Origin of the sequence: Gaetbulibacter sp. NE (genome assembly GCF_025548475.1) — a bacterium.
Lineage (GTDB): Bacteria > Bacteroidota > Bacteroidia > Flavobacteriales > Flavobacteriaceae > Gaetbulibacter_B > Gaetbulibacter_B jejuensis.
In genome coordinates this window covers 88,345-112,919 of sequence record NZ_JAOQHY010000006.1, presented here as the reverse complement: position 1 = coordinate 112,919, position 24,575 = coordinate 88,345, and the positions used below count along the sequence as shown (strand labels likewise).

At 34.7% G+C, this 24,575-nt stretch carries 32 protein-coding genes; 26 read left to right on the top strand and 6 right to left on the bottom strand.

The window, feature by feature from the left end; translation table 11 throughout:
• The first annotated feature begins 17 nt into the window (after positions 1–17).
• Positions 18–890, top strand: coding sequence for a hypothetical protein (locus OD803_RS09100; RefSeq protein WP_262733184.1), 873 nt, complete (start codon positions 18–20; stop codon positions 888–890).
• Here OD803_RS09100 and OD803_RS09095 read toward each other — a convergent pair.
• The gene (locus OD803_RS09095; protein ID WP_129761451.1) at positions 887–2,167 is read right to left on the bottom strand and encodes a replication-associated recombination protein A; all 1,281 of its coding nucleotides are present in this window, start codon (positions 2,165–2,167) and stop codon (positions 887–889) included. The genes OD803_RS09100 and OD803_RS09095 overlap by 4 nt on opposite strands.
• Positions 2,168–2,255: 88 nt before the next feature.
• Between OD803_RS09095 and OD803_RS09090 the strand changes: the two genes are divergently transcribed.
• A complete protein-coding gene (locus tag OD803_RS09090) occupies positions 2,256–3,014 on the top strand; it encodes a rhomboid family intramembrane serine protease (RefSeq protein WP_262733183.1) in 759 nt (252 codons plus the stop codon).
• Here OD803_RS09090 and rlmB read toward each other — a convergent pair.
• From rlmB to OD803_RS09065, 5 genes are all read right to left on the bottom strand, one after another.
• Positions 3,011–3,745 carry a 23S rRNA (guanosine(2251)-2'-O)-methyltransferase RlmB gene (rlmB, locus tag OD803_RS09085; protein ID WP_262733182.1) on the bottom strand — a complete coding sequence of 245 codons (735 nt, stop codon included), beginning with the start codon at positions 3,743–3,745 and terminating at the stop codon, positions 3,011–3,013. The two genes, OD803_RS09090 and rlmB, sit on opposite strands and share 4 nt — an antisense overlap.
• Positions 3,746–3,805: 60 nt before the next feature.
• Positions 3,806–5,446, bottom strand: coding sequence for an aryl-sulfate sulfotransferase (locus OD803_RS09080; protein ID WP_262733181.1), 1,641 nt, complete (start codon positions 5,444–5,446; stop codon positions 3,806–3,808).
• 174 nt (positions 5,447–5,620) lie between these two features.
• Positions 5,621–7,042: a SusD/RagB family nutrient-binding outer membrane lipoprotein gene (locus OD803_RS09075; protein WP_129761447.1), complete on the bottom strand. Its 1,422-nt coding sequence runs from the start codon at positions 7,040–7,042 to the stop codon at positions 5,621–5,623.
• A gap of 12 nt (positions 7,043–7,054) precedes the next feature.
• Positions 7,055–10,312 carry a SusC/RagA family TonB-linked outer membrane protein gene (locus OD803_RS09070; RefSeq protein WP_262733180.1) on the bottom strand — a complete coding sequence of 1,086 codons (3,258 nt, stop codon included), beginning with the start codon at positions 10,310–10,312 and terminating at the stop codon, positions 7,055–7,057.
• 101 nt (positions 10,313–10,413) lie between these two features.
• Positions 10,414–12,102, bottom strand: a complete 1,689-nt coding sequence (locus OD803_RS09065) for a POTRA domain-containing protein (RefSeq protein ID WP_129761445.1) — start codon at positions 12,100–12,102, stop codon at positions 10,414–10,416.
• Positions 12,103–12,273: 171 nt separating this feature from the next.
• On the opposite strand from OD803_RS09065, the gene rpsL reads away from it, so the two are divergent.
• The 24 genes from rpsL (at position 12,274) to rplO (ending at position 24,564) form a co-directional block, all read left to right on the top strand.
• On the top strand, positions 12,274–12,648 hold the full coding sequence (gene rpsL, locus OD803_RS09060; protein ID WP_019386263.1) for a 30S ribosomal protein S12: 375 nt from the start codon (positions 12,274–12,276) through the stop codon (positions 12,646–12,648).
• A gap of 23 nt (positions 12,649–12,671) precedes the next feature.
• Positions 12,672–13,148, top strand: a complete 477-nt coding sequence (gene rpsG / locus OD803_RS09055) for a 30S ribosomal protein S7 (RefSeq protein WP_129761444.1) — start codon at positions 12,672–12,674, stop codon at positions 13,146–13,148.
• A gap of 5 nt (positions 13,149–13,153) precedes the next feature.
• Positions 13,154–15,280: an elongation factor G gene (gene fusA / locus OD803_RS09050; protein ID WP_262733179.1), complete on the top strand. Its 2,127-nt coding sequence runs from the start codon at positions 13,154–13,156 to the stop codon at positions 15,278–15,280.
• A gap of 12 nt (positions 15,281–15,292) precedes the next feature.
• Positions 15,293–15,598 carry a 30S ribosomal protein S10 gene (rpsJ, locus tag OD803_RS09045; protein ID WP_007650482.1) on the top strand — a complete coding sequence of 102 codons (306 nt, stop codon included), beginning with the start codon at positions 15,293–15,295 and terminating at the stop codon, positions 15,596–15,598.
• 127 nt (positions 15,599–15,725) lie between these two features.
• Positions 15,726–16,343, top strand: coding sequence for a 50S ribosomal protein L3 (gene rplC / locus OD803_RS09040; protein ID WP_129761442.1), 618 nt, complete (start codon positions 15,726–15,728; stop codon positions 16,341–16,343).
• Positions 16,343–16,972, top strand: a complete 630-nt coding sequence (rplD, locus tag OD803_RS09035) for a 50S ribosomal protein L4 (protein WP_131508147.1) — start codon at positions 16,343–16,345, stop codon at positions 16,970–16,972. The genes rplC and rplD overlap by 1 nt, the downstream gene beginning before the upstream one ends.
• A 7-nt stretch (positions 16,973–16,979) precedes the next feature.
• Positions 16,980–17,270: a 50S ribosomal protein L23 gene (gene rplW / locus OD803_RS09030; RefSeq protein WP_129761440.1), complete on the top strand. Its 291-nt coding sequence runs from the start codon at positions 16,980–16,982 to the stop codon at positions 17,268–17,270.
• Positions 17,271–17,280: 10 nt separating this feature from the next.
• Positions 17,281–18,108 carry a 50S ribosomal protein L2 gene (rplB, locus tag OD803_RS09025; RefSeq protein ID WP_262733178.1) on the top strand — a complete coding sequence of 276 codons (828 nt, stop codon included), beginning with the start codon at positions 17,281–17,283 and terminating at the stop codon, positions 18,106–18,108.
• A 10-nt stretch (positions 18,109–18,118) separates the two neighbouring features.
• Entirely contained in the window at positions 18,119–18,397 is a 279-nt protein-coding gene (gene rpsS, locus OD803_RS09020) for a 30S ribosomal protein S19 (RefSeq protein WP_008269180.1), read from the top strand.
• Between the two features lie 8 nt (positions 18,398–18,405).
• Positions 18,406–18,813, top strand: coding sequence for a 50S ribosomal protein L22 (gene rplV / locus OD803_RS09015; protein WP_129761438.1), 408 nt, complete (start codon positions 18,406–18,408; stop codon positions 18,811–18,813).
• A gap of 9 nt (positions 18,814–18,822) precedes the next feature.
• Positions 18,823–19,539, top strand: a complete 717-nt coding sequence (rpsC, locus tag OD803_RS09010; protein WP_262733177.1) for a 30S ribosomal protein S3 — start codon at positions 18,823–18,825, stop codon at positions 19,537–19,539.
• 18 nt (positions 19,540–19,557) lie between these two features.
• Positions 19,558–19,977, top strand: a complete 420-nt coding sequence (rplP, locus tag OD803_RS09005) for a 50S ribosomal protein L16 (protein WP_262733176.1) — start codon at positions 19,558–19,560, stop codon at positions 19,975–19,977.
• 11 nt (positions 19,978–19,988) lie between these two features.
• Positions 19,989–20,180: a 50S ribosomal protein L29 gene (gene rpmC / locus OD803_RS09000; protein WP_262733175.1), complete on the top strand. Its 192-nt coding sequence runs from the start codon at positions 19,989–19,991 to the stop codon at positions 20,178–20,180.
• Between the two features lie 18 nt (positions 20,181–20,198).
• Complete coding sequence (gene rpsQ / locus OD803_RS08995) at positions 20,199–20,456, top strand: 30S ribosomal protein S17 (protein WP_073085362.1); 258 nt, start codon at positions 20,199–20,201, stop codon at positions 20,454–20,456.
• Between the two features lie 2 nt (positions 20,457–20,458).
• Positions 20,459–20,827 carry a 50S ribosomal protein L14 gene (rplN, locus tag OD803_RS08990; RefSeq protein ID WP_129761434.1) on the top strand — a complete coding sequence of 123 codons (369 nt, stop codon included), beginning with the start codon at positions 20,459–20,461 and terminating at the stop codon, positions 20,825–20,827.
• Between the two features lie 12 nt (positions 20,828–20,839).
• Positions 20,840–21,151, top strand: coding sequence for a 50S ribosomal protein L24 (gene rplX / locus OD803_RS08985; RefSeq protein WP_262733174.1), 312 nt, complete (start codon positions 20,840–20,842; stop codon positions 21,149–21,151).
• Positions 21,152–21,153: 2 nt separating this feature from the next.
• Complete coding sequence (gene rplE, locus OD803_RS08980) at positions 21,154–21,705, top strand: 50S ribosomal protein L5 (protein WP_129761432.1); 552 nt, start codon at positions 21,154–21,156, stop codon at positions 21,703–21,705.
• Positions 21,706–21,708: 3 nt separating this feature from the next.
• Positions 21,709–21,978 (top strand): 30S ribosomal protein S14, encoded by a 270-nt coding sequence (rpsN, locus tag OD803_RS08975; protein ID WP_129761431.1) that lies wholly within the window; start codon positions 21,709–21,711, stop codon positions 21,976–21,978.
• A 70-nt stretch (positions 21,979–22,048) separates the two neighbouring features.
• The gene (gene rpsH, locus OD803_RS08970; protein ID WP_262733173.1) at positions 22,049–22,447 is read left to right on the top strand and encodes a 30S ribosomal protein S8; all 399 of its coding nucleotides are present in this window, start codon (positions 22,049–22,051) and stop codon (positions 22,445–22,447) included.
• 17 nt (positions 22,448–22,464) lie between these two features.
• Positions 22,465–23,007 (top strand): 50S ribosomal protein L6, encoded by a 543-nt coding sequence (gene rplF / locus OD803_RS08965; protein WP_131508151.1) that lies wholly within the window; start codon positions 22,465–22,467, stop codon positions 23,005–23,007.
• A gap of 10 nt (positions 23,008–23,017) precedes the next feature.
• Positions 23,018–23,374, top strand: coding sequence for a 50S ribosomal protein L18 (gene rplR / locus OD803_RS08960; protein ID WP_262733172.1), 357 nt, complete (start codon positions 23,018–23,020; stop codon positions 23,372–23,374).
• A gap of 6 nt (positions 23,375–23,380) precedes the next feature.
• Positions 23,381–23,905, top strand: coding sequence for a 30S ribosomal protein S5 (rpsE, locus tag OD803_RS08955; RefSeq protein WP_129761427.1), 525 nt, complete (start codon positions 23,381–23,383; stop codon positions 23,903–23,905).
• A gap of 11 nt (positions 23,906–23,916) precedes the next feature.
• Positions 23,917–24,099, top strand: coding sequence for a 50S ribosomal protein L30 (rpmD, locus tag OD803_RS08950; RefSeq protein ID WP_129761426.1), 183 nt, complete (start codon positions 23,917–23,919; stop codon positions 24,097–24,099).
• Positions 24,100–24,111: 12 nt separating this feature from the next.
• Positions 24,112–24,564 (top strand): 50S ribosomal protein L15, encoded by a 453-nt coding sequence (rplO, locus tag OD803_RS08945; RefSeq protein WP_129761425.1) that lies wholly within the window; start codon positions 24,112–24,114, stop codon positions 24,562–24,564.
• Positions 24,565–24,575: the final 11 nt, after the last annotated feature.

Sequence of the window (24,575 nt, the reverse complement as noted above, 5' to 3'; positions counted from 1 at the left end):
AAAACCATTACGTAAGAATGAAATTTTACAAGTCTATACTACTGTTGTTGGCAATAGTGTGTTTGCCATCACAACTTTTTTCGCAAGAGTCTATTAATAGCTATAAGTATGTAATTATACCTTCAGAATATAGTTTTTTAAAAGAAAAAGATCAATACCAGTTGAACTCGCTTACCAAGTTTTTGTTTAATAAATACGGTTATACAGCATTTTTTTATGAAGACCAATTTCCTGATGATTTACAGTCTAACAGGTGTTTAGCAATGTATGCTGATGTGTCAAATGAAAAAGGACTTTTTAAGACTAAGATTAAGATAGACTTAAAAGACTGTAATGGAAGAATTGTATATGAATCTAAAGTTGGTGAAACTAGAGAAAAAGAGTTTGATAAAGCTTACAATTTAGCGCTAAGAGATGCTTTTGAAACGTATCAACACCTTGATTATAAGTATGAGCCTAATGCTAAAATTACATCAATTTCAACTCAAACACAATCTGCTGATGTTGTTGCTGTTGAGGAAGTACAGCAGTCAAAAGCTGAAATTGCACGTTTGCAAAAAGAGATTGACGATTTAAAAGAAGCCAAAGAAAAGGCGGCAAAAGAACCAAAAGTTATAGCGCAACCAGTAGTTGAAGCTGTTAAACGCACTGAACCTACAATTTCAGAACTTACAGAAGTTGATGCACTATATGCACAACCAATAGCTAATGGGTTTCAGGTTGTTGATATGAAACCTAGTGTTGTTATGGTACTTTTAGAAACCAAAAAGCAAAATGTATTTATTGTAAAAGATCAAAATGCAATTGTGTATAAAGAAGATGGGTTTTGGTATTATTCAAGCAATGATGGAAAAACAGTTTCAATTAAAACATTAAATATTAAGTTTTAATAATCGTATTTGTCTTTCCAACGCGATTTTAAAAATTCACGTTGCGCATTTTCTCTACTATTATTACCTGGTTGATATAAGGTAGTATTTTTTATTTCATCAGGTAAAAACTCATGTGCTGCAAAGTTGTTTTCGTAGTTATGTGCATATTGATAATTATCTCCATAACCTAACTCTTTCATAAGTTTGGTAGGTGCATTTCTTATAGATAGTGGTACTGATAGGTCTCCAGTTTGTTTGACCAATTGTTGCGCATCGTTGATAGCTTGATATGCAGCATTACTTTTAGGAGAAGAGGCTAAATAAGTAGCGCATTGGCTTAAGATAATTCTAGATTCCGGATTTCCAATTACTGAAACCGCTTGAAATGTATTGTTGGCGATTACTAAAGCAGTTGGGTTTGCGTTTCCAATATCTTCACTAGCAAGAATAAGTAATCGTCGTGCAATAAATTTTACATCTTCACCACCTTCAATCATACGTGCTAACCAGTACACAGCTGCATTTGGGTCGCTACCTCTAATAGATTTTATAAAAGCCGAAATAATGTCGTAATGTTGCTCACCAGTTTTGTCATATCTGGCAGTATTGTTTTGTACTTTTTGTTGCACTAAATCATTAGTGATAATTAGCTTTTTATCTGCATCAAAGGCATTTACAATCAGTTCAAAAATATTAAGCAGTTTTCGAGCGTCACCACCAGAAAGGTGTATTAAAGCTTCAGTTTCTTTAAGCTCTATATTGCGTTTTAAGAGTTGTTCATCTTCAGTAATTGCACGATTTAAAAGAGCTTCTAAATCGTCTTTACTAAACGAGTTTAACACATACACTTGGCAGCGAGACAAGAGAGCAGGTATTACTTCAAAGCTTGGGTTTTCAGTAGTTGCTCCTACAAGCGTAACCCAACCTTTTTCAACCGCTTGCAATAATGAATCTTGCTGCGATTTACTAAACCTATGAATCTCATCAATAAACAAAATAGGGTTTTTGGTAGTAAATAAACCACCACTTTGCTTTGCTTTATCAATAACCTCTCTAATGTCTTTAACACCAGAATTTATAGCACTTAGCGTGTAAAACGGTCTGTCAGATTCATTAGCAATAATATTGGCAAGTGTGGTTTTTCCTATTCCTGGAGGTCCCCAAAATATCATGGAAGGGATTATACCTTGCTTTATTTGCAGTGAAAGTGCTCCGTTTTTTCCAACTAAATGCGTTTGACTAAGATAGTCTTTTAAGTGTTTTGGTCGTAGACGTTCTGCTAAAGGTTCATTCATAAAGTAAAATTACAAAATTGTAGGTGACAATATTTCATAAAACCTATAAATGGTCAATATTTTGAATATAAAATTTTAAATTTAGTCTATGAGCAATCAGCAACAGTTTAAGTATTCTACAGGAGTGATAGCATATCCTGTCTTTTTTGTTATGTTGCTATGGCTTGTGTTTTGGATGCAAGTGCGCTTTTTTCCTAGTATAAAAAGCTTAGGCGTGTATCCATTAACATTAAAAGGACTAAAAGGAATTGTACTAAGTCCCTTTATTCATTCAGATATTGAGCACTTGTACAATAATTCCATTCCGTTGTTTGTGCTTTCAATGGCTTTGTTTTATTTCTACCGAAAAATTTCTTGGAAAGTGATTTTGTACGGTATTTTACTGTCAGGATTAATCACTTGGTGTATTGGTAGACCTGCAAACCATATTGGAGCCAGTGGTTTAATTTATGTGCTTGTAAGTTTTATATTTTTTAAAGGCGTTTTTGCAAGACATTTTAGGCTTGTAGCATTATCACTACTAATCATATTTTTATATGGAAGTATGATATGGTATGTATTTCCTGTTGAAAAGGGCATTTCTTGGGAAGGTCACTTAGCAGGATTAATTACTGGCTTTGTATTTGCTTTAATTTTTAGAAAAGCTATTGCTAAACCAGAAAAGTATGTTTGGCAGCAACCAGAGTATAACGAAGAGGATGATCCTTTTTTAAGACATTTTGATGAAAATGGTAATTTTATTGAACATATAGAATCTGAGATTGAATCTGAAACCAATGTAGATTCAGAGCAAAGGTCAATAAAGGTTGTGTATGACTTTAGGAAGAAAGAAAAAGGTGACGATTAAAGACGTTGCCTAACGGCTTCATATAAAAAAGCCCCACAAGCTACTGAAACGTTTAAAGATTCAATTTCTCCAAGAATAGGAAGTTTTGCTTTTTCATCAGCTACTTTCAACACCGAAGGGTTGATGCCCTTACCTTCTGATCCCATGATGATAGCACAAGGTTCGTTAAACGAAACATCATAAATCGTATTATCAGTTTTTTCTGTGGCTGCAATAACTTTAATTCCTGATGCTTGCATATGAAAAACAGCATCTTTTATATGATCAACTTTACAAATTGGGATTTTAAAAATGGCTCCAGCACTTGTTTTCACAGTGTCTCCATTTACAGGAGCTCCGCCTTTTTTCTGGATAATAATTCCTGAAACACCAGTACATTCAGCAGTTCTAATAATGGCACCAAAATTTCTAACATCGTTAAGTTGGTCTAACAATAAGAATAATGGCGTTTTACCAGATTCTATAACATTTAGAACCAAGTCTTCAATATCATAAAATGAAATTGGAGCTATTTGAGCTACAGCTCCTTGATGGTTCTTTTTGCTTAATCGGTTTAATTTTTCAACAGGAACATAAGACGCGTTCAATCGTTCTTGTCTTATAAGTTGTTCCAATTCTGTAAATAAATCTCCTTTTAAACCTTTTTGAAGAAATATTTTATCAATATTCTCACCAGATTTAATAGCTTCTATAATAGCTCTTATGCCGAAAATTGTGGTCTCTTTTTCCATTGGGTCAAAGGTATAAAAAACCAACCTTTAAAAGTAAAAGAGTTAATGGTATTTGATGAATTATTGCTTTATGACTTTTTTTGTGGTTAGTTTACCATTATCTGTAATATTTAAAAAGTATACTCCAGACTTTAAGTTATTCAAATCAATACCATTGGTGTTTTTGTTTTGCGCTACTCTAATACCCATGACGTCATATACTTCAATACTATCAATAGTCCCTTGGGTTTTAATATTGATTCTGTTTGTTGTTGGGTTAGGGTATACGCTAACAGAGTTTTGTTCAACATCAGATAAACTAAGAGCTTCACATCCTGATAAATTAGGGTTCAATTCTATAGGGTCTCCAGGTGTTAAATCTCTTCCTGTAAAGGCAGAATAACTTGGAGAGTAACTGGTGGCTCTAAATACTATATTGGGGTTTTCATTAGGATTATCTCCTTGCGATAAAATTCCATTAGAGCTTGAAGGGTTTATGTATTCCCAAACAGTATTTTCGTTAGAATCTATTTCAAAAAAGTATCCTGAATCTCCATCGCAAATTAAAATGTTTCCGTTAGGAAGCATTTGAGCTCCAGATAAAATTCTTGAAAAGAATTCCGTTTCATTATTAGGGTCAGTATATGTGTAATCAGTAGAAGTAGGACCGAATGCTACATTTTGAGAATATGAATAAACACCAGGGCTAGTAGTTGGTGGAGTAATTATAAATACTTCAGAAAAACTAGGAACTCTACCAAATCCATTATTGAATAATATTAATTTTCCAGCATATGGTAATCCCTCAGGAATCCAATGTGGGTAATGCTGACCAAAAAGTTTTCTGTCGCTTTCAGTACCATGGTCGTAAGCCTGTGGGTTTCCCCATCGGTAAAGAAAATCACCACCTTTTCCATAAACTCCTCCTGTACTTGAGGCTGCTTGAGCTGTGGTTGTTGAGTGATCTATGATGTAAATTTCATTCATATGTCTAGACGATAATACAATTTGGTCTAAATTCTTATTATACTGAATAGAGTTTATGTGTAACCAGTTTTCGTTTCCGCTTAAACCACCTAGATAGTTAATGTCAAGTTTATTTGGGTTTTCAGAAATTACTCCGTAATTGTCTTTTGTGCTATCAAAATCTTGAACAAGGTGGTCTTTAATATTCCATTCCCATACAATAGTAGCTGAGTTTGTTCCGGATGGTTCAATTTCAATAACTTGCTCGTTTAATAATCTTCCGTTATCTAATTTACTTGGGTCTCTACCAGCTTCAATAGCTTCTTCGCTAGTCATTTCAGTAGCGGCTAAAACAAGTATGTTTCCATTATCCATTGGGAAAATATCATGATGCTGTAACATAGTGGTATTAGAATAATCAAATTCCCAAGTTAAATTTCCATCCCAATCAAATTTTTCAATTCTACCACCAGTACCACCAAATTGTATATGCGTATTACCTACATTACAAGCTCTTAATAAAGAACCGTCTTCTAGTAGATATACAGAGTTACCAGGAGGGTACTGACTAGTCCATTGGTTTACAACTTCTCCACAGTTGTTTATTAAATAAGTTTCAGTTTGAGCTGTAAAAAGTGTATATCCACCAAATGAGTCTTCAGTATTTAATATAGTACCAACTGTATTTTGAGCTTTGGTAATGATGGATAATAGAAGACATATCAATAAAATTGAGTAGTGTTTTTTCAATAGCATTTTTCTTTTTTTAAAAATTTTCACAAAAATAAGGGTTGAAAAATGATTAAATCTTAAAAAAGCGTGCTAAAAACGTTAAAATATGTTAAATTAAGGAGGTGGTTGTTGTAATGAAAAAGCCCGAAAAATTTAAACTTTTCGGGCTTTTTAGTTGTTTAATATAATGGTTTACAATTACATTGTATCCCAAAATACTTTAGTGGTTTGATCATCACCACCTATAGCAGCAGAAGCCGCTTCGTAATTAACTTGGTTAAGGTTTTGTTCGTTTACAGGATAAGTGTATCTAGTAGGTACAGGTAACTCAGAAATTGCAGCAATATTTAATGCAGGAGCATCATATTTTCTCCATGCTGTCCAAGCTTCAAAGCCTCTGTTATACATTGCTAACCACATTTGGGTACCAATTTTTTGTCTCCAGTCTCCAGCAGCAGTTGTATAAGCAACATCAGGATTGGCTAAATAACCAGTGATGTCCGCTCCCCAATAATCAAAAGAAGCAGTAATAGCTTGGTTGTAGTACATCTCAGCGTCTGCAGGAGTTCCTACAATTGAGCGCTCAGCAGCTTCAGCTAAGTAAAAAGAAACTTCAGCATAATCTAATAAAACTCCTGGAGTAGTAGGTTCGTGCATTGCAGCTCCTACATGAGTGTAATTAGGGAAACTATTGTTCTCTCCATAAGGACCACCAACATAAACACCTGCTCCTAAGTTTTGATCAAAGTAAACTTCTCTTCTAGGATCGCTTAAGTCATTCATAATATCTACTAAAGTGTTAGCAGCAATAAAGTCAGAACGTCCTGATTGAACTAAATCAACCCAAAGAGGGTTAGTGTTAGGTGTTGCACCTTCATACTGTAATAGTGCATTATCAGCATTTGAAGTAAATACACCAGCGCTTACAGCAGAAGTAATTGTTGACTGAGCTAATCCTGGGTTAACATCGGTTAAACGAATACCAAGCCTTAACTTTAAAGAGTTAGCGAACTTACTCCAAGCAGCAGCATCTCCACCATAAATTTTATCAGCATCAGAAAAACCAGAAGCTGAAATATCTGGGATAGCAGCGTTAATTCTTTCAATTAAATTTTCATAAATCATCGTGTCATCATCATATGTTGGTAATGTCACATCGCTTAAAGCATCAGTATAAGGGATGTCTCCAAATGTGTCCACAAGTTGTTGCCAAGTGTATATCATTAAGATTTCAGCTTGAGCAGTTCTTGCTGTTTTTTCAGCATCTGTCAATTCAGTATCACTAGCAACTATTTCTTTAGTAGTTTTTAAATCTAGTAATACATCTCTATACATTTCAGACCAATGATTTTGAGGAATATTTCTCGTTGTAAAATCATAGTTTGCCTCATCAGTATAGGTGGTTTCTGTCCAATGTTGACCTAAAAGTCTAAATATGTTAGTGTTAACATTTGTGCTAGTCATTTGGTCAAACAAACTTTTTACAGCTGCGTTATAAGTAAACTCAGCAGCTACTTGAGTTGGATTTTTTGGGTCTCTATTGTAATCTTCATATTGGTCATCAGTTTTACAAGACACCAATACTACAAGTGATAGAGCTGTTAAAAATATTTTTTTCATAATTCTTCTTTTTTAAAATTGTAATTTAAGACTTGCTCCTATTTCTCTCATAGTTGGGTAAGAACCAGATTGATATCCTTGGATATTACCAGAACTTAAACCAGCTTCAGGGTCAGCATAAGGAACATCTTTATCAATTATCCATAAATTTCTACCAATAATTGAAACCGAAGCGCTTGTAAAAGGAAGTCTGTCTAAAATTTTAGAATCTAAATTATAAGTTAAACTTGCTTCACGTAGTTTAATAAATCCTGCATCATAAACGTGTTGCTTATTAGCAGCTCTTGCATAACCCCAAGGGTTTGCATAAATATTTGCGTTAGCTCTTACTTCGTTAGGAGAACCGTCTGGAGCAACACCAGGTAGTATTATACCACCACTGTCGGCACCATAATTTCCAGGAGTACCAGTAACAGCATCTCTAATAGGGTTTCCTAATTCGTTGTTTCCAGCTGAGAAATCATATAATCCTGTTGCATACCCATACCATGTATCAAGAGAGAAAACGTCTCCACCTTTTTGCATGTCTATTAAGAAGCTTAAATTGAAGTTTTTGTAAGTGAAGCTGTTGAATAAACCAGCAGTCCATTCAGGGTTGATATCACCAATAACTTCGTTATTTGTGTCAGATACCATATAAGTACCAATTCTTGAAGCAGAACCAGTTTGGTTAACAATTGGTTGACCGTTTTCATGGTATACTAAATCTGTACCTCTGATAGTACCGTAAGGTTGACCAGGAGTAGCGTTAATTGATACACCACCTTGGAAAGAACCAAGTACTAAGTTATCAATACCGTCAGCTAAACTTTCAACTAAACTAGTGTTTTTTGCCCAGTTTAAGTTTACATCCCATCTAAAGTCTTCAGTCTTTAAAGGAGTACCATTTAATTGTACTTCCCATCCTTTGTTTGATATAGTACCAGCATTAAGTAAGACAGAAGTATACCCAGTTGAGTTAGATACTGGAACAGCTGTAATTTGATCAACGTTTAATGCATCGTAATAGGTTACGTCAAATCCTAAACGTCTGTCTAAGAACTGCATTTCTAAACCTATTTCCCAGTTTTTTTGCTCTTCTGGTCTAAGGTTTGCGTTATTTAGTGAGCCTTGGTTAGATGCTATACCAGTACCTCCAAATGGAGTTCCAATTCCGTAAGTATTAAATACTCTGTAAGGAATAGTTCCGTTTGAAACAATACCATAGTTAGCACGTAACTTACCAAAGTTTAACCAATCAGCTTTTAAGTAGCGAGTAAAAATCATACTACCTGTTATTGACCAATAATCGTATGTGTTATCAGCTTTTGGTAAGCTTGAGTTACGGTCAATTCTATATGTACCTTCAACAAATGCAAAATCGTCATAACCTAAACCTGCACGCGCATAAATACCGTCTACCATTTGTACAGCTTCGTATTCGTCAGGAGCATTAATTGGGCTTACACTGTTAGATAATGAATAAAGGCCAGCTAAGTTTAAACCTCCATTTGTAGAAGCATAAATACTGCTGTTTTCATTTCTTCTTAAGTTAGCACCTAAGTTACCATCTAAGTCTAATTTATCATTTAGGTCTTTGTTAAAACTTAAAATGAAGTCATAGTTGTATTCGGCTACATTATTATTGTATCTGCTATATTTAGAAACATTAGCACTTCCTACGTTTGTTCTTTCTTCTTGAATCTCACTGTAGGTGTCAAATGTAAATCGTCCTAAAATACTCAACCAGTCATTAATTTCGTAGTTTAAAGCAACATTACCGAAATATCTGTTACGCTCATCTGTTTGATAGTTTTCGTAGAACGTCCAATAAGGGTTGTCAGAATAAATTGGAGTTAAATCAGTAGCAGAGTTAGTGTTCCAAGTGATATTCTCACGAGTTGCGAAGTAAGCTTGTTGTTGTTCTCTAACATCAACATTTACTTGCCACCATTGTCTAAATTGTTGCATTACGTTGTTAGCGTCATAACCTGTACCATATCTACCTTTACCATTTGTTTTGGTATAGGTCATTGTTGCAGATGCAGTTAATTTATCTGATAACTCATGAGAACCAGAAAAATTAATAGTATTTCTTTTAATATTACTGTTAGGTAAACCACCTTCTTGCAGCATGTTGGTAAACCCTAATCTAAAAGCAGATTTGTCTGTACCTCCATCAATTGATACTGAATTAACAGCTGTTGATGCTGTTTTCCATACATAGTTAGGGTCATTAGCTCCTGCAACCCAAGGAGACGCTTGTTGGTAAGTGTCTAACTGTGGAAAAATTGAATTCCATTGAAAAATCATTAAGTTAGGGTCAAATTCAGCTCCATAAGAAGCATCTTCAGTAAATACTGTAGTAAGGTCATCTATTCCATCTCCATCAATATCTGCTAAACCAAAATAACCAGTAGGGTCATCATAATATGGTCCATAACCAGCTCCATATCTTTTTTGGTATACAGGTAATGTTTCTTTATCAACATTTCCTAAAGTTAAACTTGAGCTTATCGTAATTCCTAAACCTTTCTTTTTAGCGCCTTTTTTGGTTGTAATCATAATCACACCATTTGCAGCTCTAGAACCGTATAGGGCAGATGCAGCAGCACCTTTTAAAACGTTGATAGACTCAATGTCGTCAGGGTTAATGTCTGATGCGGCATTACCATAATCGTAACCACCACGACCTGTTATTTGATCGCTTGAGTTAGTGTTTCCGTTGTCAATAGGAATACCATCAACAACAAACAATGCTTGGTTGTTACCAGCGATAGAACTGTTACCTCTAATAACAACGTTTGTTGATCCACCTAAAGTACCAGAAGATTTAATATCTAAACCAGCAACTTTACCTGATAGTGAATTAACAAAGTTTGAACTTTTAATTTTAGATACAGCATCCCCTTTAACTTCTTGGGTTGCATAACCTAGAGATTTCTTTTCTCTTTCAATACCTAATGCTGTTACTACTACTTCATCAAGTACTGCTGCATCTTCTAACATAGTAACATTAACTGTGTTTGAAGTTCCAACTGTGATTTCTTGGGTTTTTAACCCTACATATGTAAAAGTTAACACGTCACCCGCATTGGCATTGATGGAGTATTTACCATCAAAATCAGTTTGAGTTCCATTTGTTGTGCCTTTTACAATGATATTAACGCCAGGGAGGGGTAAGCCAGATTCGTCTGACACAGTCCCTGAGACTGTTTTTTCTTGTGCAAAAGTTAATTGCACGACAAACGCTAGTAATAGCGTTAGAATTCCACTAAACTTTGTTTTCATATTTAAATTAATTTGAATTAGCCTAAGCCAAAAGTCTTAATAAAAAGTTAATAAAACAATAATATTGTATTAAAATTTTAAAAAAAACCTTATGGTTTTAGCTAAAAGTTTGCGGATAAGCTAATGTGAAGTTTTGAATTAGAAAATTTAAACTTTTGATTTTCGGTTTTACCAACTGAGTAGTTTAGTTTGAATAAACCAGAGTTTGTAAGTAGTCCGAAGCCAAACCCAAAACCAAAAAGTTTTTCTTTTATTGAATTGAAATTGTCTTCAAAATATGCAGCGTCAATAACACTGTTTACGTAAAGTGTGTTGTTTAGTTGGTAGCGATATTCTGTATTTAAAACAGTGTATAGGTTTGCTGTAAGACTGTTTTCTTCAAATCCTCTAATTGAATTTATTCCACCAAATCGAAATAATTCGTTTTCTAAGTAGGTGTTAGAGTCTAAATAGGCAAAATTTAACCGTGAATAAAAGCTGTTTTTATCATTTAAATTGAAAATTTTAAAGGTGTTTAACTCTACTTTGGTTTGTCTTTCATCTTCACCTTCAGAATTTCTATTTCCCAAACCTAATGTAATGTCGAAGAGAAAATTTGTAGGAAATAATAGATTGTAGTTTTGTGGTCTTGTATGAATGTAGTTGGCGGTGTAATAATCTGACTTAAAATCAGTAATAGTTGTAACGTTTGAGTTAAGTAAGTTTTCAGATTTTATAGAATGAATTCCTATTGATACTTGATTGTTTGGATTTAACTGATAAAAAAGCTTTGCCTTTTGTGATACATTAATAAATGAAGAATCTCTTTTAAAAATATTTAGATTTAAATCTATGCCTAAAGGAGTTCTAAATATATAAGGAAACGTGGTGTTAATGTCAAAAGTTTTTTGCTCGTTTTCATCACTTTTGTAAAGTAGTTTTAAAGACTCTCCATAATTTAAGTTGTTTGTAAGATTTAAATTTAAGTAACCGTCAAATTCAATTTTATTGGTTTCAGTGTTTGTGCCAAAGCCCAAAAAGCCATCAAAAGTGTTGCTTTTTACTTTTTCGATGTATACATATAATATGGTAGAGTCTTTTGTGAATAAAACCTCAGGATCTTTAATTTGATTCGCAAACCTCAAATCGTTAATTACTGAAGATTTATTTTTTATGTCTGAAAGATTAAAAGTCTGTCCTTTTTTAATATTAAGGTAGTGTCGTAAATAAGACTTCGGAAACTTTTCGTAACCTTTTACAATAATCTTGTCAATAAATCTTTGACTTTTACTTGATAGTACTAAGTTTGCTGATAGTGTAGAAGTGTCTTTTTTAGAAATCTCATCTAACTGTAAAAAAGAAAACGGATCACCTTGATTAGAAATTTCAGTATTTAGAATGTTTAATGACGCTTCTAAATTGCTGATGTTAACTTCAAAATAATCATCAGTTACAGAGTTAGAAATTAAAGATAATAGTTTTTTGTCGATGACATCTTTGTAATATATATGTATGTAATCGTATTTATTGTTTAAAGAAAACTGAGCAGTGAAGGTTGAGTCATTAGACTTGTTAAAACTCTTGAGTTCACTTTCAATATATCCAATAGTGTTTAACCTAGCTTTTAATGTGTCTACTTCCTGTAATAAACTTTGATAATCATTAAATGTTTTCCTGTATAATAATGAATCAATAACAGCGGTTTCATTTTCATTATCACCAATTGCTGATAAATATAACGACTGCGAAAAAAGGTTTGCTGTAAAAAGCAACCAAATCGCAAATTGTAGCAGCAATTTTTTTTCAGGCATAAATAAAAAGATTACCCAAAGCTAACGGATTTTTATCACTAAAAATATGTTTAGCTAAAAATAAATAGGCAACTAATTTAAAATTAATTGATTTACGTTTGAAAAATTAATATTTATTTCTACCTTTGCAGCCCTTTAAACAAGGGTTTAATAAAAATTATATAGTAATATATGCCAACAATTTCACAATTAGTACGAAAAGGAAGAGCCAAAATAACCAAGAAGAGTAAATCGGCTGCTTTAGATTCGTGTCCACAAAGACGTGGTGTGTGTACTCGTGTTTACACGACAACTCCTAAGAAACCTAACTCAGCAATGCGTAAGGTGGCAAGGGTTCGTTTAACAAACGGAAACGAGGTTAATGCATACATCGGTGGTGAAGGTCACAATTTACAAGAGCACTCGATAGTATTGGTTAGAGGTGGAAGGGTAAAAGATTTACCAGGTGTTAGATATCACATCGTTCGTGGTGCTTTAGACACAGCAGGTGTTTCAGGTAGAACGCAACGTAGATCTAAGTATGGTGCAAAACGCCCTAAGAAGTAATTAAAAAACTTTAAGAAGAAGACATGAGAAAAAGACAAGCGAAAAAAAGACCGCTTTTACCAGATCCACGTTTTAACGATCAGTTAGTAACTCGTTTCGTTAACATGATGATGTGGGACGGTAAAAAGTCAGTAGCTTTTAAAGTATTCTATGATGCAATTGATATTGTAGAGTCGAAAAAAACAGATGAAGAAAAAACAGCTTTAGAAATTTGGAAAGATGCGTTATCTAACGTTATGCCTCACGTAGAAGTACGTAGTCGTCGTGTAGGTGGAGCAACATTTCAAATTCCAATGCAAATACGTCCAGATCGTAAAGTTTCAACAGCAATGAAATGGCTTATAGGTTATGCTCGTAAGAGAAATGAAAAATCTATGTCGCAAAAATTAGCTGCTGAAATTTTAGCTGCTGCTAAAGAAGAAGGAGCTGCTGTTAAGAAAAGAGTTGATACTCACAAAATGGCAGAAGCAAACAAAGCATTCTCACACTTTAGATTTTAATTAAAATGGCAAGAGATTTAAAATATACTAGAAACATAGGAATTGCTGCGCATATTGACGCAGGAAAAACAACAACAACAGAACGTATTCTTTTTTATACGGGTGTGTCTCACAAGATAGGAGAGGTACATGATGGAGCATCAACTATGGACTGGATGGAGCAAGAGGCAGAGCGTGGTATTACAATTACTTCGGCTGCAACTACTTGTACTTGGCAGTTTCCATTAGAAAATGCGCAACCAACTCCAGAAACTAAAGGGTATCACTTTAATATTATCGATACTCCAGGTCACGTTGATTTTACGGTTGAGGTAAACCGTTCTTTACGTGTTCTTGATGGGTTAGTATTCTTATTTAGTGCAGTTGATGGTGTTGAGCCACAATCTGAAACTAACTGGAGACTTGCAGATAACTATAAAGTGCCTCGTATTGGTTTTGTTAATAAAATGGACCGTCAAGGATCTAATTTCTTAGCAGTTTGCCAACAGGTAAAAGACATGTTAAAGTCTAATGCAGTGCCTATTGTATTAAACATTGGTGAAGAAGCCGATTTTAAGGGTATTGTAGATTTAGTAAAAAACCGTGCTATAGTTTGGCACGATGATAACTATGGTTCAACTTTTGACGTAGTTGAAATTCCTGAAGAGCTTAAAGAGGAAGCTCGTAAGTATCGTGCATTACTTATTGAAGAAGTGGCAACTTATGACGAAAACTTATTAGAAAAGTTCATGGAAGATGAAGATTCTATTACAGAAGAAGAAGTGCATGCTGCACTTAGAGCTGCTGTAATGGATATGGCTATCATTCCAATGATTTGTGGTTCTTCATTTAAAAATAAAGGGGTTCAGTTTTTATTAGACGCTGTATGTCGTTACTTACCATCTCCATTAGATAGAGATAACATTGTAGGAACCAATCCTGATACAGGAGCTGAAGAATCTCGTAAACCAGATGCAAAGGCACCTTTTTCAGCTTTAGCATTTAAAATTGCTACAGATCCTTTCGTAGGTCGTTTAGCATTCTTTAGAGCTTATTCAGGGCGTTTAGATGCAGGTTCTTATATATTGAACAACCGTTCAGGTAAAAAAGAGCGTATCTCTCGTATCTACCAAATGCACTCTAATAAGCAAAATGCTATTGAATACATCGAAGCAGGAGATATTGGAGCAGCAGTAGGGTTTAAAGATATCAAGACTGGTGATACTATGTCTGATGAAAAACACCCAATAGTATTGGAGTCTATGGATTTCCCAGATCCAGTAATTGGTATAGCAGTTGAGCCAAAAACTAAAGCTGATGTTGATAAATTAGGTTTAGCGTTAGGTAAGCTTGCTGAAGAAGATCCAACATTTACAGTAAGAACTGACGAAGCTTCAGGACAGACTATTATTTCTGGAATGGGTGAGCTTCATTTAGATATTATTGTTGACCGTCTTAAGCGTGAGTTTAAGGTTGAAGTAAACCAAGGTCAGCCACAAGTAGAATACAAAGAAGCTATTACTCAACGTGCAGAACACAGAGAAGTTTATAAGAAACAATCTGGTGGACGTGGTAAATTTGCAGATATTGTATTTACTCTTGAGCCTGCAGAAGAAGGTAAAGAAGGTTTAGAGTTTATCTCTGAAATTAAAGGTGGTAATGTTCCTAAAGAATTTATCCCTTCAATTGAAAAAGGATTCAAAATGGCTATGCAAAACGGTCCTTTAGCAGGATACGAAGTTGACGCTATGAAAGTAACTTTAACTGATGGTTCTTACCATGATGTGGATTCTGATCAGCTATCATTCGAATTAGCTGCTAAATTAGGATTCAAAGCTGCTGCAAAAGCTGCAAAAGCTGTAATAATGGAACCTATGATGAAACTAGAAGTAATCACTCCAGAAGAAAATATGGGTGATATAGTAGGTGACCTTAACCGTCGTAGAGGACAAGTAAGTGATATGGGTGACAGAGCAGGAGCTAAAACAGTAAAAGCTGTTGTGCCTTTATCAGAAATGTTTGGATATGTAACAACATTAAGAACATTGTCTTCAGGACGTGCGACATCAACAATGGAATTTTCACACTATGCTGAAACTCCTTCAAATATTTCAGAAGAAGTAATCAAAGCAGCTAAAGGCGTAGAAGCTTAAAACTAAAAGAAAATGAGTCAGAAAATTAGAATAAAATTAAAGTCTTACGATCACAATTTAGTTGACAAGTCTGCTGATAAGATTGTAAAAACAGTAAAAAGTACTGGAGCTGTTGTAACAGGACCAATTCCGTTACCAACACATAAAAAGATTTTCACTGTGTTACGTTCACCACACGTAAACAAGAAGTCAAGAGAACAATTCCAATTAAGTTCTTACAAGAGATTATTGGATATTTACTCTTCATCTTCAAAAACAATTGATGCTTTAATGAAGCTTGAATTACCAAGTGGAGTTGAAGTTGAGATAAAAGTGTAAGTGAACACAAACATGTCCTGAGCTGCGAGCGAGGGAAAAACGGTTAAAAATACAATTCAAGGCTGAAACGTATTTTTCAGCCTTGAGTTTTAATAAATAGAATAGTAATAATTAATAATTAATAAATATGTCTGGGTTAATAGGAAAAAAAATCGGTATGACCAGCATCTTTGATGAAAACGGGAAAAACATTCCTTGTACAGTAATTGAAGCAGGTCCATGTATCGTTACCCAAGTCAGAACCGAAGAGGTTGACGGGTACAATGCCCTTCAACTTGGTTTCGATGACAAGACAGATAAAAGTGCTACTAAAGCTGAATTAGGTCATGCTAAGAAAGCTGGTACTTCTGTTAAAACTAAAGTCGTAGAATTCCAAGGATTTGAAGGAGATTACAAATTAGGTGATGCAATTACTGTAGAGCACTTTATTGAAGGTGAGTTTGTAGATATTGCTGGTACATCTAAAGGAAAAGGATTCCAAGGTGTTGTTAAACGTCATGGTTTTGGTGGAGTTGGTCAAGCAACGCATGGTCAGCACAACCGTTTAAGAGCTCCAGGTTCTATTGGTGCTGCTTCTTATCCTGCGAGAGTATTCAAAGGAATGAAGATGGCCGGAAGAATGGGTGGCGAAAAAGTGAAAGTTGAAAATTTAAGAGTGTACAAAGTAGTTCCTGAAAAGAACTTACTAGTTGTAAAAGGATGTGTTCCTGGACACAAAAACTCTTATGTAATCATTGAGAAATAATGAAAGTAGCAGTTTTAGATATAAACGGAAAAGACACAGGTAGAAAAGCAGAGCTTTCTAAAGATGTGTTCGCTATTGAGCCTAACAACCATGCTGTTTACTTAGACGTGAAGCAATATCTTGCTAACCAACGTCAAGGAACGCACAAGGCTAAAGAAAGAGCAGAAATTGCAGGAAGTACACGTAAGATTAAAAAACAAAAAGGTACTGGTACTGCAAGAGCAGGTAGTATCAAGTCTGGTGTATTTAAAGGTGGTGGACGTATGTTCGGACCAAGACCAAGAAACTACAGCTTCAAATTAAATAAAAACTTGAAGCGTTTAGCAAGAAAATCTGCTTTAACAATGAAAGCTAATGATAAAGATATCGTTGTTTTGGAAGACTTCAATTTTGATGCTCCAAAGACGAAAAACTTTACAGCAGTACTGAAAGCATTAGACATACAAGACAAAAAATCGTTGTTTGTGTTGGGTGCTTCAAATAATAATGTATATTTGTCATCACGAAATTTTAAAGGGTCTGAAGTTGTAACTAACTCAGAATTAAACACTTATAAAATTTTAAACGCAAATAAATTAGTTCTTTTAGAGAGTTCTCTAGAAGAAATTGAGTCGAATTTAAGTAAATAAGAAAACCATGAGTATCTTAATTAAACCTATTATCACTGAAAAAGCGACAACTAATAGTGAGTTAAACAACTGCTTTAGTTTCCAAGTGAATACAAAGGCGAACAAGGTAGAAATCAAAAAAGCAGTTGAAGCTGCTTATGGAGTTTCTGTTGAAAAAGTTCGTACTATAAATGTCCGTCCAGATAGAAGAACCCGTTACACAAAAACAGGTATTCAACATGGTAAAACAAATGCAATTAAAAAAGCAATTGTACAACTGGCGGAAGGTGAGACTATTGATTTATACAGTAACATGTAATTAGACGAAAATGTCAGTAAGAAAATTAAAACCGATCACATCAGCTCAGCGTTTTAGAGTAGTAAATGGATTTGACGCCATCACTACTGATAAGCCGGAGAAAAGTTTACTTGCTCCGAACAAAAGATCTGGTGGTAGAAACAGTCAAGGAAAAATGACCATGCGCCATATTGGTGGAGGTCATAAGAAGAAGTATCGTATCATTGATTTTAAGCGTAACAAAACTGGAATTCCAGCTGAAGTTAAAACAATTGAATACGATCCAAACAGAACAGCTTTTATCGCGTTATTGAACTACCAAGACGGAGAAAAAAGATACATCATTGCTCAAAACGGTCTACAGGTTGGACAAAACATTGTTTCGGGTAGAGAAGGTATCGCTCCTGAAATTGGTAATGCAATGCCTTTAAGCCAAATTCCTCTTGGTACTATTATCTCTTGTATAGAGTTACGTCCAGGTCAAGGAGCGGTTATGGCAAGAAGTGCAGGAGCGTTTGCTCAATTAATGGCAAGAGACGGAAAATTTGCAACTATTAAATTACCATCAGGTGAAACACGTTTAGTACTTGCAGATTGTATGGCAACAATAGGTGTTATATCAAACTCTGACCACCAATTGTTAGTATCTGGTAAAGCAGGTAGAACACGTTGGTTAGGAAGAAGACCTAGAGTAAGACCAGTAGTAATGAACCCAGTTGATCACCCAATGGGTGGTGGAGAAGGACGTTCGTCTGGTGGACACCCAAGATCTAGAAATGGTATTCCAGCTAAAGGTTATAGAACACGTTCTAAAACCAAAGCAAGTAACAAGTATATTGTAGAACGTAGAAAGAAATAATTGAGATAATATGGCACGTTCATTAAAAAAAGGACCTTACATCCATTATAAATTAGAAAAGAAAGTTGCAGAAAACGTAGCTTCAAATAAAAAGACTGTTATTAAAACTTGGTCTAGAGCATCAATGATTTCACCAGATTTCGTTGGGCAGACTATAGCTGTACACAACGGTCGTCAATTTGTACCAGTTTATGTAACTGAAAATATGGTAGGTCATAAATTAGGAGAATTTTCACCAACACGTTCGTTTAGAGGACATGCAGGTGCAAAAAATAAAGGTAAAAAATAAGTAGAGCTATGGGAAGTCGTAAAAAACAAATGGCAGATGCTATAAAGGAAGACAGAAAACAAGTTGCTTTTGCAAAGTTGAACAACTGTCCAACCTCACCAAGAAAAATGCGTTTAGTTGCAGACTTGGTTAGAGGTCAAAAAGCTGAGAAAGCTCTTCAAATTTTAAGGTTTAGTTCAAAAGAAGCATCTCGTCGCTTAGAGAAGTTATTGTTATCTGCAATAGCTAACTGGCAAGCAAAAAACGAAGATGCAAGCATTGAGGACGCAAACCTATTTGTAAAAGAGATCAGAGTTGATGGAGGATCTATGTTAAAAAGATTACGTCCAGCACCTCAAGGTCGTGCACACAGAATTAGAAAACGTTCAAATCACGTAACAGTTGTGATTGGAGCATTAAATAACACACAAAGCTAAGATAGAGGTATGGGACAAAAAACAAATCCAATCGGAAATCGCTTAGGAATCATCAGAGGATGGGAATCTAACTGGTATGGTGGAAATGATTATGGAGACAAACTTGCTGAAGACGATAAGATCAGAAAGTATATCCATGCTCGTTTATCAAAAGCTAGTGTATCCAGAGTGATCATCGAGCGTACACTTAAACTTGTAACCGTTACTATCACTACTGCAAGACCTGGTATTATTATCGGGAAAGGTGGTCAAGAGGTAGACAAGTTAAAAGAAGAGCTTAAGAAAATTACTGGAAAAGAAGTTCAGTTAAACATCTTTGAAATCAAAAGACCTGAACTTGACGCATTTTTAGTAGGATCAAGTATTGCTAGACAAATTGAGAATCGTATCTCTTACCGTCGTGCGATCAAAATGGCTATCGCTGCTGCAATGCGTATGAATGCTGAAGGGATCAAAATTCAGATCAGTGGTCGTTTAAATGGTGCTGAAATGGCACGTAGCGAGCACTACAAAGAAGGACGTATTCCTTTATCTACGTTTAGAGCTGATATTGACTATGCTTTAGTTGAGGCACATACTACTTATGGTAGATTAGGTGTTAAAGTATGGATCATGAAAGGTGAAGTATACGGAAAAAGAGAACTTTCTCCATTAGTTGGCTTGTCTAAGAAGCAAGGTGGCAAGTCTGGAGGACGCGGTGGGAACAAATCTCGTCGTAGAAAGTAATTTTTAAAGAAAAGTAAAATGTTACAACCGAAAAGAACAAAATTTCGTAAAGTCCAAAAAGGACGTATGAAAGGAAATACCGGAAGAGGTCATACACTTTCTAATGGTATGTTTGGTATAAAATCTTTAGATGCTAACTTCTTGACATCTCGTCAGATCGAGGCAGCTCGTATCGCAGCTACTCGTTACATGAAGAGAGAGGGTCAATTATGGATTAAAGTTTTCCCAGACAAACCGATCACTAAGAAGCCTTTGGAAGTACGTATGGGTAAAGGTAAAGGTGCTGTAGAATATTGGGTAGCTGTTGTTAAACCAGGTAGAATTATCTTCGAAGTTGGTGGGGTACCAATGGATGTTGCTAAGGAAGCTTTACGTTTAGCGGCTCAAAAGTTACCAGTAAGAACTAAGTTTTTAATAGCTCGAGATTACGAAGCTTAATATAGAGAATTATGAAGCAAGCAGAAATTAAACAGCTATCAGTAGCTGAGTTACAAGAAAAACTTAGCGAGACTAAAAAGAGTTATGCAGACCTTAAAATGGCTCATGCGATCTCTCCATTAGATAATCCAATTCAGTTACGTAACGTACGTCGTGCCGTAGCGAGAATTGCAACAGAATTAACTAAAAGAGAAATACAATAATTGTATTCTGGCTGAAAGATGGAAAAAAGAAATTTAAGAAAAGAGCGTATAGGTGTTGTTACTAGCAACAAAATGCAGAAATCAATCGTGGTTTCAGAAGTTAAAAAAGTAAAACACCCTATGTACGGAAAGTTCGTTTTGAAAACAAAGAAATATGTTGCTCACGACGAAACAAACGACTGTAATATTGGAGATACTGTAAAGATCATGGAAACACGACCTTTAAGTAAATCTAAATGTTGGAGATTAGTAGAAATAATTGAAAGAGCGAAGTAATTATGGTACAACAAGAATCAAGATTAAAAGTAGCTGATAACACTGGAGCGAAAGAAGTTTTAACTATTCGTGTTCTAGGTGGAACCAAAAGAAGATATGCTTCTATTGGTGACAAAATAGTAGTTTCAGTAAAAGACGCAACTCCTAACGGAAACATTAAAAAAGGAGCAGTATCAACAGCTGTTGTTGTGCGTACAGTAAAAGAAGTAAGACGTCCAGACGGATCTTATATCAGATTTGACGATAACGCTTGTGTACTTTTAAATCCGCAAGGAGAAATGAGAGGAACACGTGTTTTTGGACCTGTTGCTAGAGAACTTCGTGATAAACAATTCATGAAAATTGTATCATTAGCACCAGAAGTGCTTTAATTGATAAACAAGATGACAAAGCTTAAAATAAAATCAGGAGATACAGTACAAGTAATCGCTGGAGATCACAAAGGATCTGAAGGGAAAGTACTTAAAGTATTTATCGATAAAAACAAGGCCATCGTAGAAGGTATAAACATGGTAAAGAAACACACTAAACCAAGTGCACAAAACCCTCAAGGTGGTATCGTAGAAAAAGAAGCACCAATTCATATCTCTAACTTGTCACTTTTAACAAGTAAAGGTGAACCAACAAGAGTAGGATATAAAATGGAAGGTGATAAGAAAGTAAGATTTTCTACAAAATCTAATGAAGTAATATAATTATGGCTTACATTCCAAGATTAAAACAAGAGTACAAGGACAAAATAGTTTCTGCTCTTACAGAAGAATTCGGTTATAAAAATGTAATGCAAGTTCCAAAACTTAAAAAGATTGTAATCTCTAAAGGTGTTGGAGCAGCAGTAGCAGATAAAAAATTAATTGATCACGCTGTTGAAGAATTAACAAAAATATCTGGTCAAAAAGCTGTTGCAACTTTATCTAAAAAAGACGTTGCATCATTCAAATTACGTAAAGGAATGCCAATAGGTGCTAAAGTTACACTTAGAGGTGAGCAAATGTATGAGTTTTTAGACCGTTTGATTACTTCAGCTTTACCACGAGTTAGAGACTTTGATGGTATTAAAGCTACAGGATTTGATGGTAGAGGTAACTACAACTTAGGAGTTACTGAGCAAATCATTTTCCCTGAGATTGATATTGACAAGATCAACAGAATTTCTGGTATGGATATTACTTTCGTAACATCTGCAGACACAGATAAAGAAGCACAATCGTTATTAACTGAATTAGGATTACCTTTTCAAAAGAACTAAGATATGGCTAAAGAATCAATGAAAGCCCGTGAGGTGAAAAGAGCAAAAACGGTAGCAAAATATGCTGAAAAACGTAAAGCTTTAAAAGAAGCTGGAGACTACGAAGCATTACAAAAGTTACCAAGAAATGCATCACCTGTACGTATGCACAACCGTTGTAAATTAACAGGAAGACCAAAAGGATACGTACGTACATTTGGAATTTCTCGTGTAATGTTACGCGAAATGGCTAACAAAGGCTTAATACCAGGAGTTAAAAAAGCAAGTTGGTAAACAAAGAATTATAAATTGGTTTGAAGTTCGAAAACTAATTTTCGAAAACCAAAACCGCAAATTAATATAAATGTATACAGATCCAATCGCAGATTATCTAACGAGAGTTAGAAATGCAGTAAAAGCTAACCACAGAGTGGTTGAGATACCTGCATCTAATCTAAAAAAAGAAATTACTAAAATATTATTCGATCAAGGATATATTTTAAGTTACAAGTTTGATGACTCTACAGTACAAGGAACTATTAAAATAGCTCTTAAGTACAATAAAGATACTAAAGAACCTGTAATTAAGAAAATTCAAAGAATAAGTAAACCAGGTTTACGTAAATACGCAAGTGCTAACGAAATGCCAAGAATCCTTAACGGTCTTGGAATTGCAATTGTTTCAACATCTCACGGTGTATTAACAGGAAAACAAGCGCAAAGAGAAAACGTTGGTGGAGAATTATTGTGTTACGTTTACTAATTTAAAACAGAAAGAACATGTCAAGAATAGGTAATAACCCAGTAACTATCCCACAAGGAGTTACAGTAGAAGTTAAAGACAATGTAATTACTGTAAAAGGTAAATTAGGTGAATTAACTCAAGAATTTTCAGACGTAGATATAGCTGTTGAAGAAGGAAGCGTACAAGTAACGCGTTCAACAGATAAAAAAGACCAAAGAGCAAAACATGGTCTTTACAGAGCTTTAATCAACAATATGATTAAAGGTGTATCTGAAGGATGGACAAAAGAACTAGAATTGGTAGGTGTAGGTTATAGAGCATCTAACCAAGGACAAAAATTGGATTTAGCTTTAGGATTTTCTCACAACATTATTTTGGATTTAGCTCCAGAAGTAAAAGTAGAGACAATCTCTGAAAAAGGAAAAAATCCAATCGTAAAATTAACATCTCACGACAAACAATTGGTAGGACAAGTAGCAGCGAAAATTCGTGCATTTAGAAAACCAGAACCTTACAAAGGAAAAGGAATTAAGTTTGTAGGAGAAGTATTAAGAAGAAAAGCAGGTAAATCAGCTTAATAGTTTAGTTATGGCATTAACAAAGAATCAAAAAAGATTAAGAATAAAAAGCAGAATTCGTAAGGTAGTTTCAGGAACTGAATCTAGACCACGTTTAGCTGTATTTAGAAGTAATAAAGAAATTTATGCTCAAGTTGTGGATGATGTAACAGGTAAAACTATCATTGCTGCATCTTCAAGAGACAAAGACATTAGTTCTGCAAAAGGTACTAAAACAGAAATTGCAGCCTTAGTTGGTAAAGCAGTAGCTGAAAAAGCATTAAAAGCAGGTGTAGAAACTATCTCTTTTGACAGAGGTGGATATCAATATCACGGAAGAGTAAAATCGTTAGCAGAAGGTGCTAGAGAAGGCGGACTAAAATTTTAAGACATTATGTATCAAAAATATAAAAACGCAGAATTAGTAAAACCAGGTGGATTAGATCTTAAAGATCGTTTAGTTGGTGTACAAAGAGTTACAAAAGTAACTAAAGGTGGTAGAGCATTTGGTTTTTCAGCTATCGTAGTAGTAGGTGATGAAGCAGGTGTAGTAGGACATGGTTTAGGAAAATCTAAAGATGTTGCTACCGCAATTGCAAAAGCAGTTGAAGACGCAAAGAAAAACTTGGTTAGAATACCAATCATCAAAAAAACTTTGCCACACGAGCAAAAAGGTAAATTTGGTGGAGCTAGAGTAAACATCATTCCTGCTGCTCCTGGTACAGGAGTAATTGCTGGTGGAGCTGTAAGAACAGTTCTTGAAGCAGTAGGTGTACATGATGTATTATCTAAATCTCAAGGATCTTCTAACCCTCACAACGTTGTTAAAGCTACTTTTGATGCTTTATTACAATTAAGAAGTGCTGACACAGTTGCTAAGGATAGAGGAATATCATTAGAAAAAGTATTTAACGGTTAATCTTAAGGAAGATGGCAAAGATCAAAGTAACAAAAGTAAAAAGTACAATCAATCGTACTCAAACCCAAAAGAGAACTTTAGAGGCTTTAGGTTTAAAAAGAATCGGTCAGGTTGTAGAACATGATGCCACTCCAAATATCGTTGGTATGGTTAATAAAGTTAAACATTTAGTTTCTGTTGAAGAAACAAAATAATAAGACATAAAAATGGACTTAAGTAATTTAAAACCAGCTGAAGGCTCAGTTAAAAATCAAGGAAAAAGAGTAGGTAGAGGACAAGGTTCTGGAAAAGGTGGTACTGCAACACGTGGTCACAAAGGAGCAAAGTCTCGTTCTGGATATTCTAAAAAACTTGGTTTTGAAGGTGGACAAATGCCACTTCAAAGACGTGTGCCTAAATTCGGATTTACTAACATCAACCGTGTAGAATACCAAGGTGTAAATCTTGATACATTACAACAATTGGTTGACGATAAGAAGATAAAGGATACTATAGATTTTGAAACGCTAGTACAATTACGTTTGGCTGGTAAAAACGATTTAGTAAAAATATTAGGTCGTGGAGAATTAAAATCTAAATTAAAAGTATCTGCTCATAAATTTACTGCTTCAGCAAAAGCTGCTATTGAAGCTGCAGGAGGAGAAGCTGTAACTTTATAAGATTATTATAA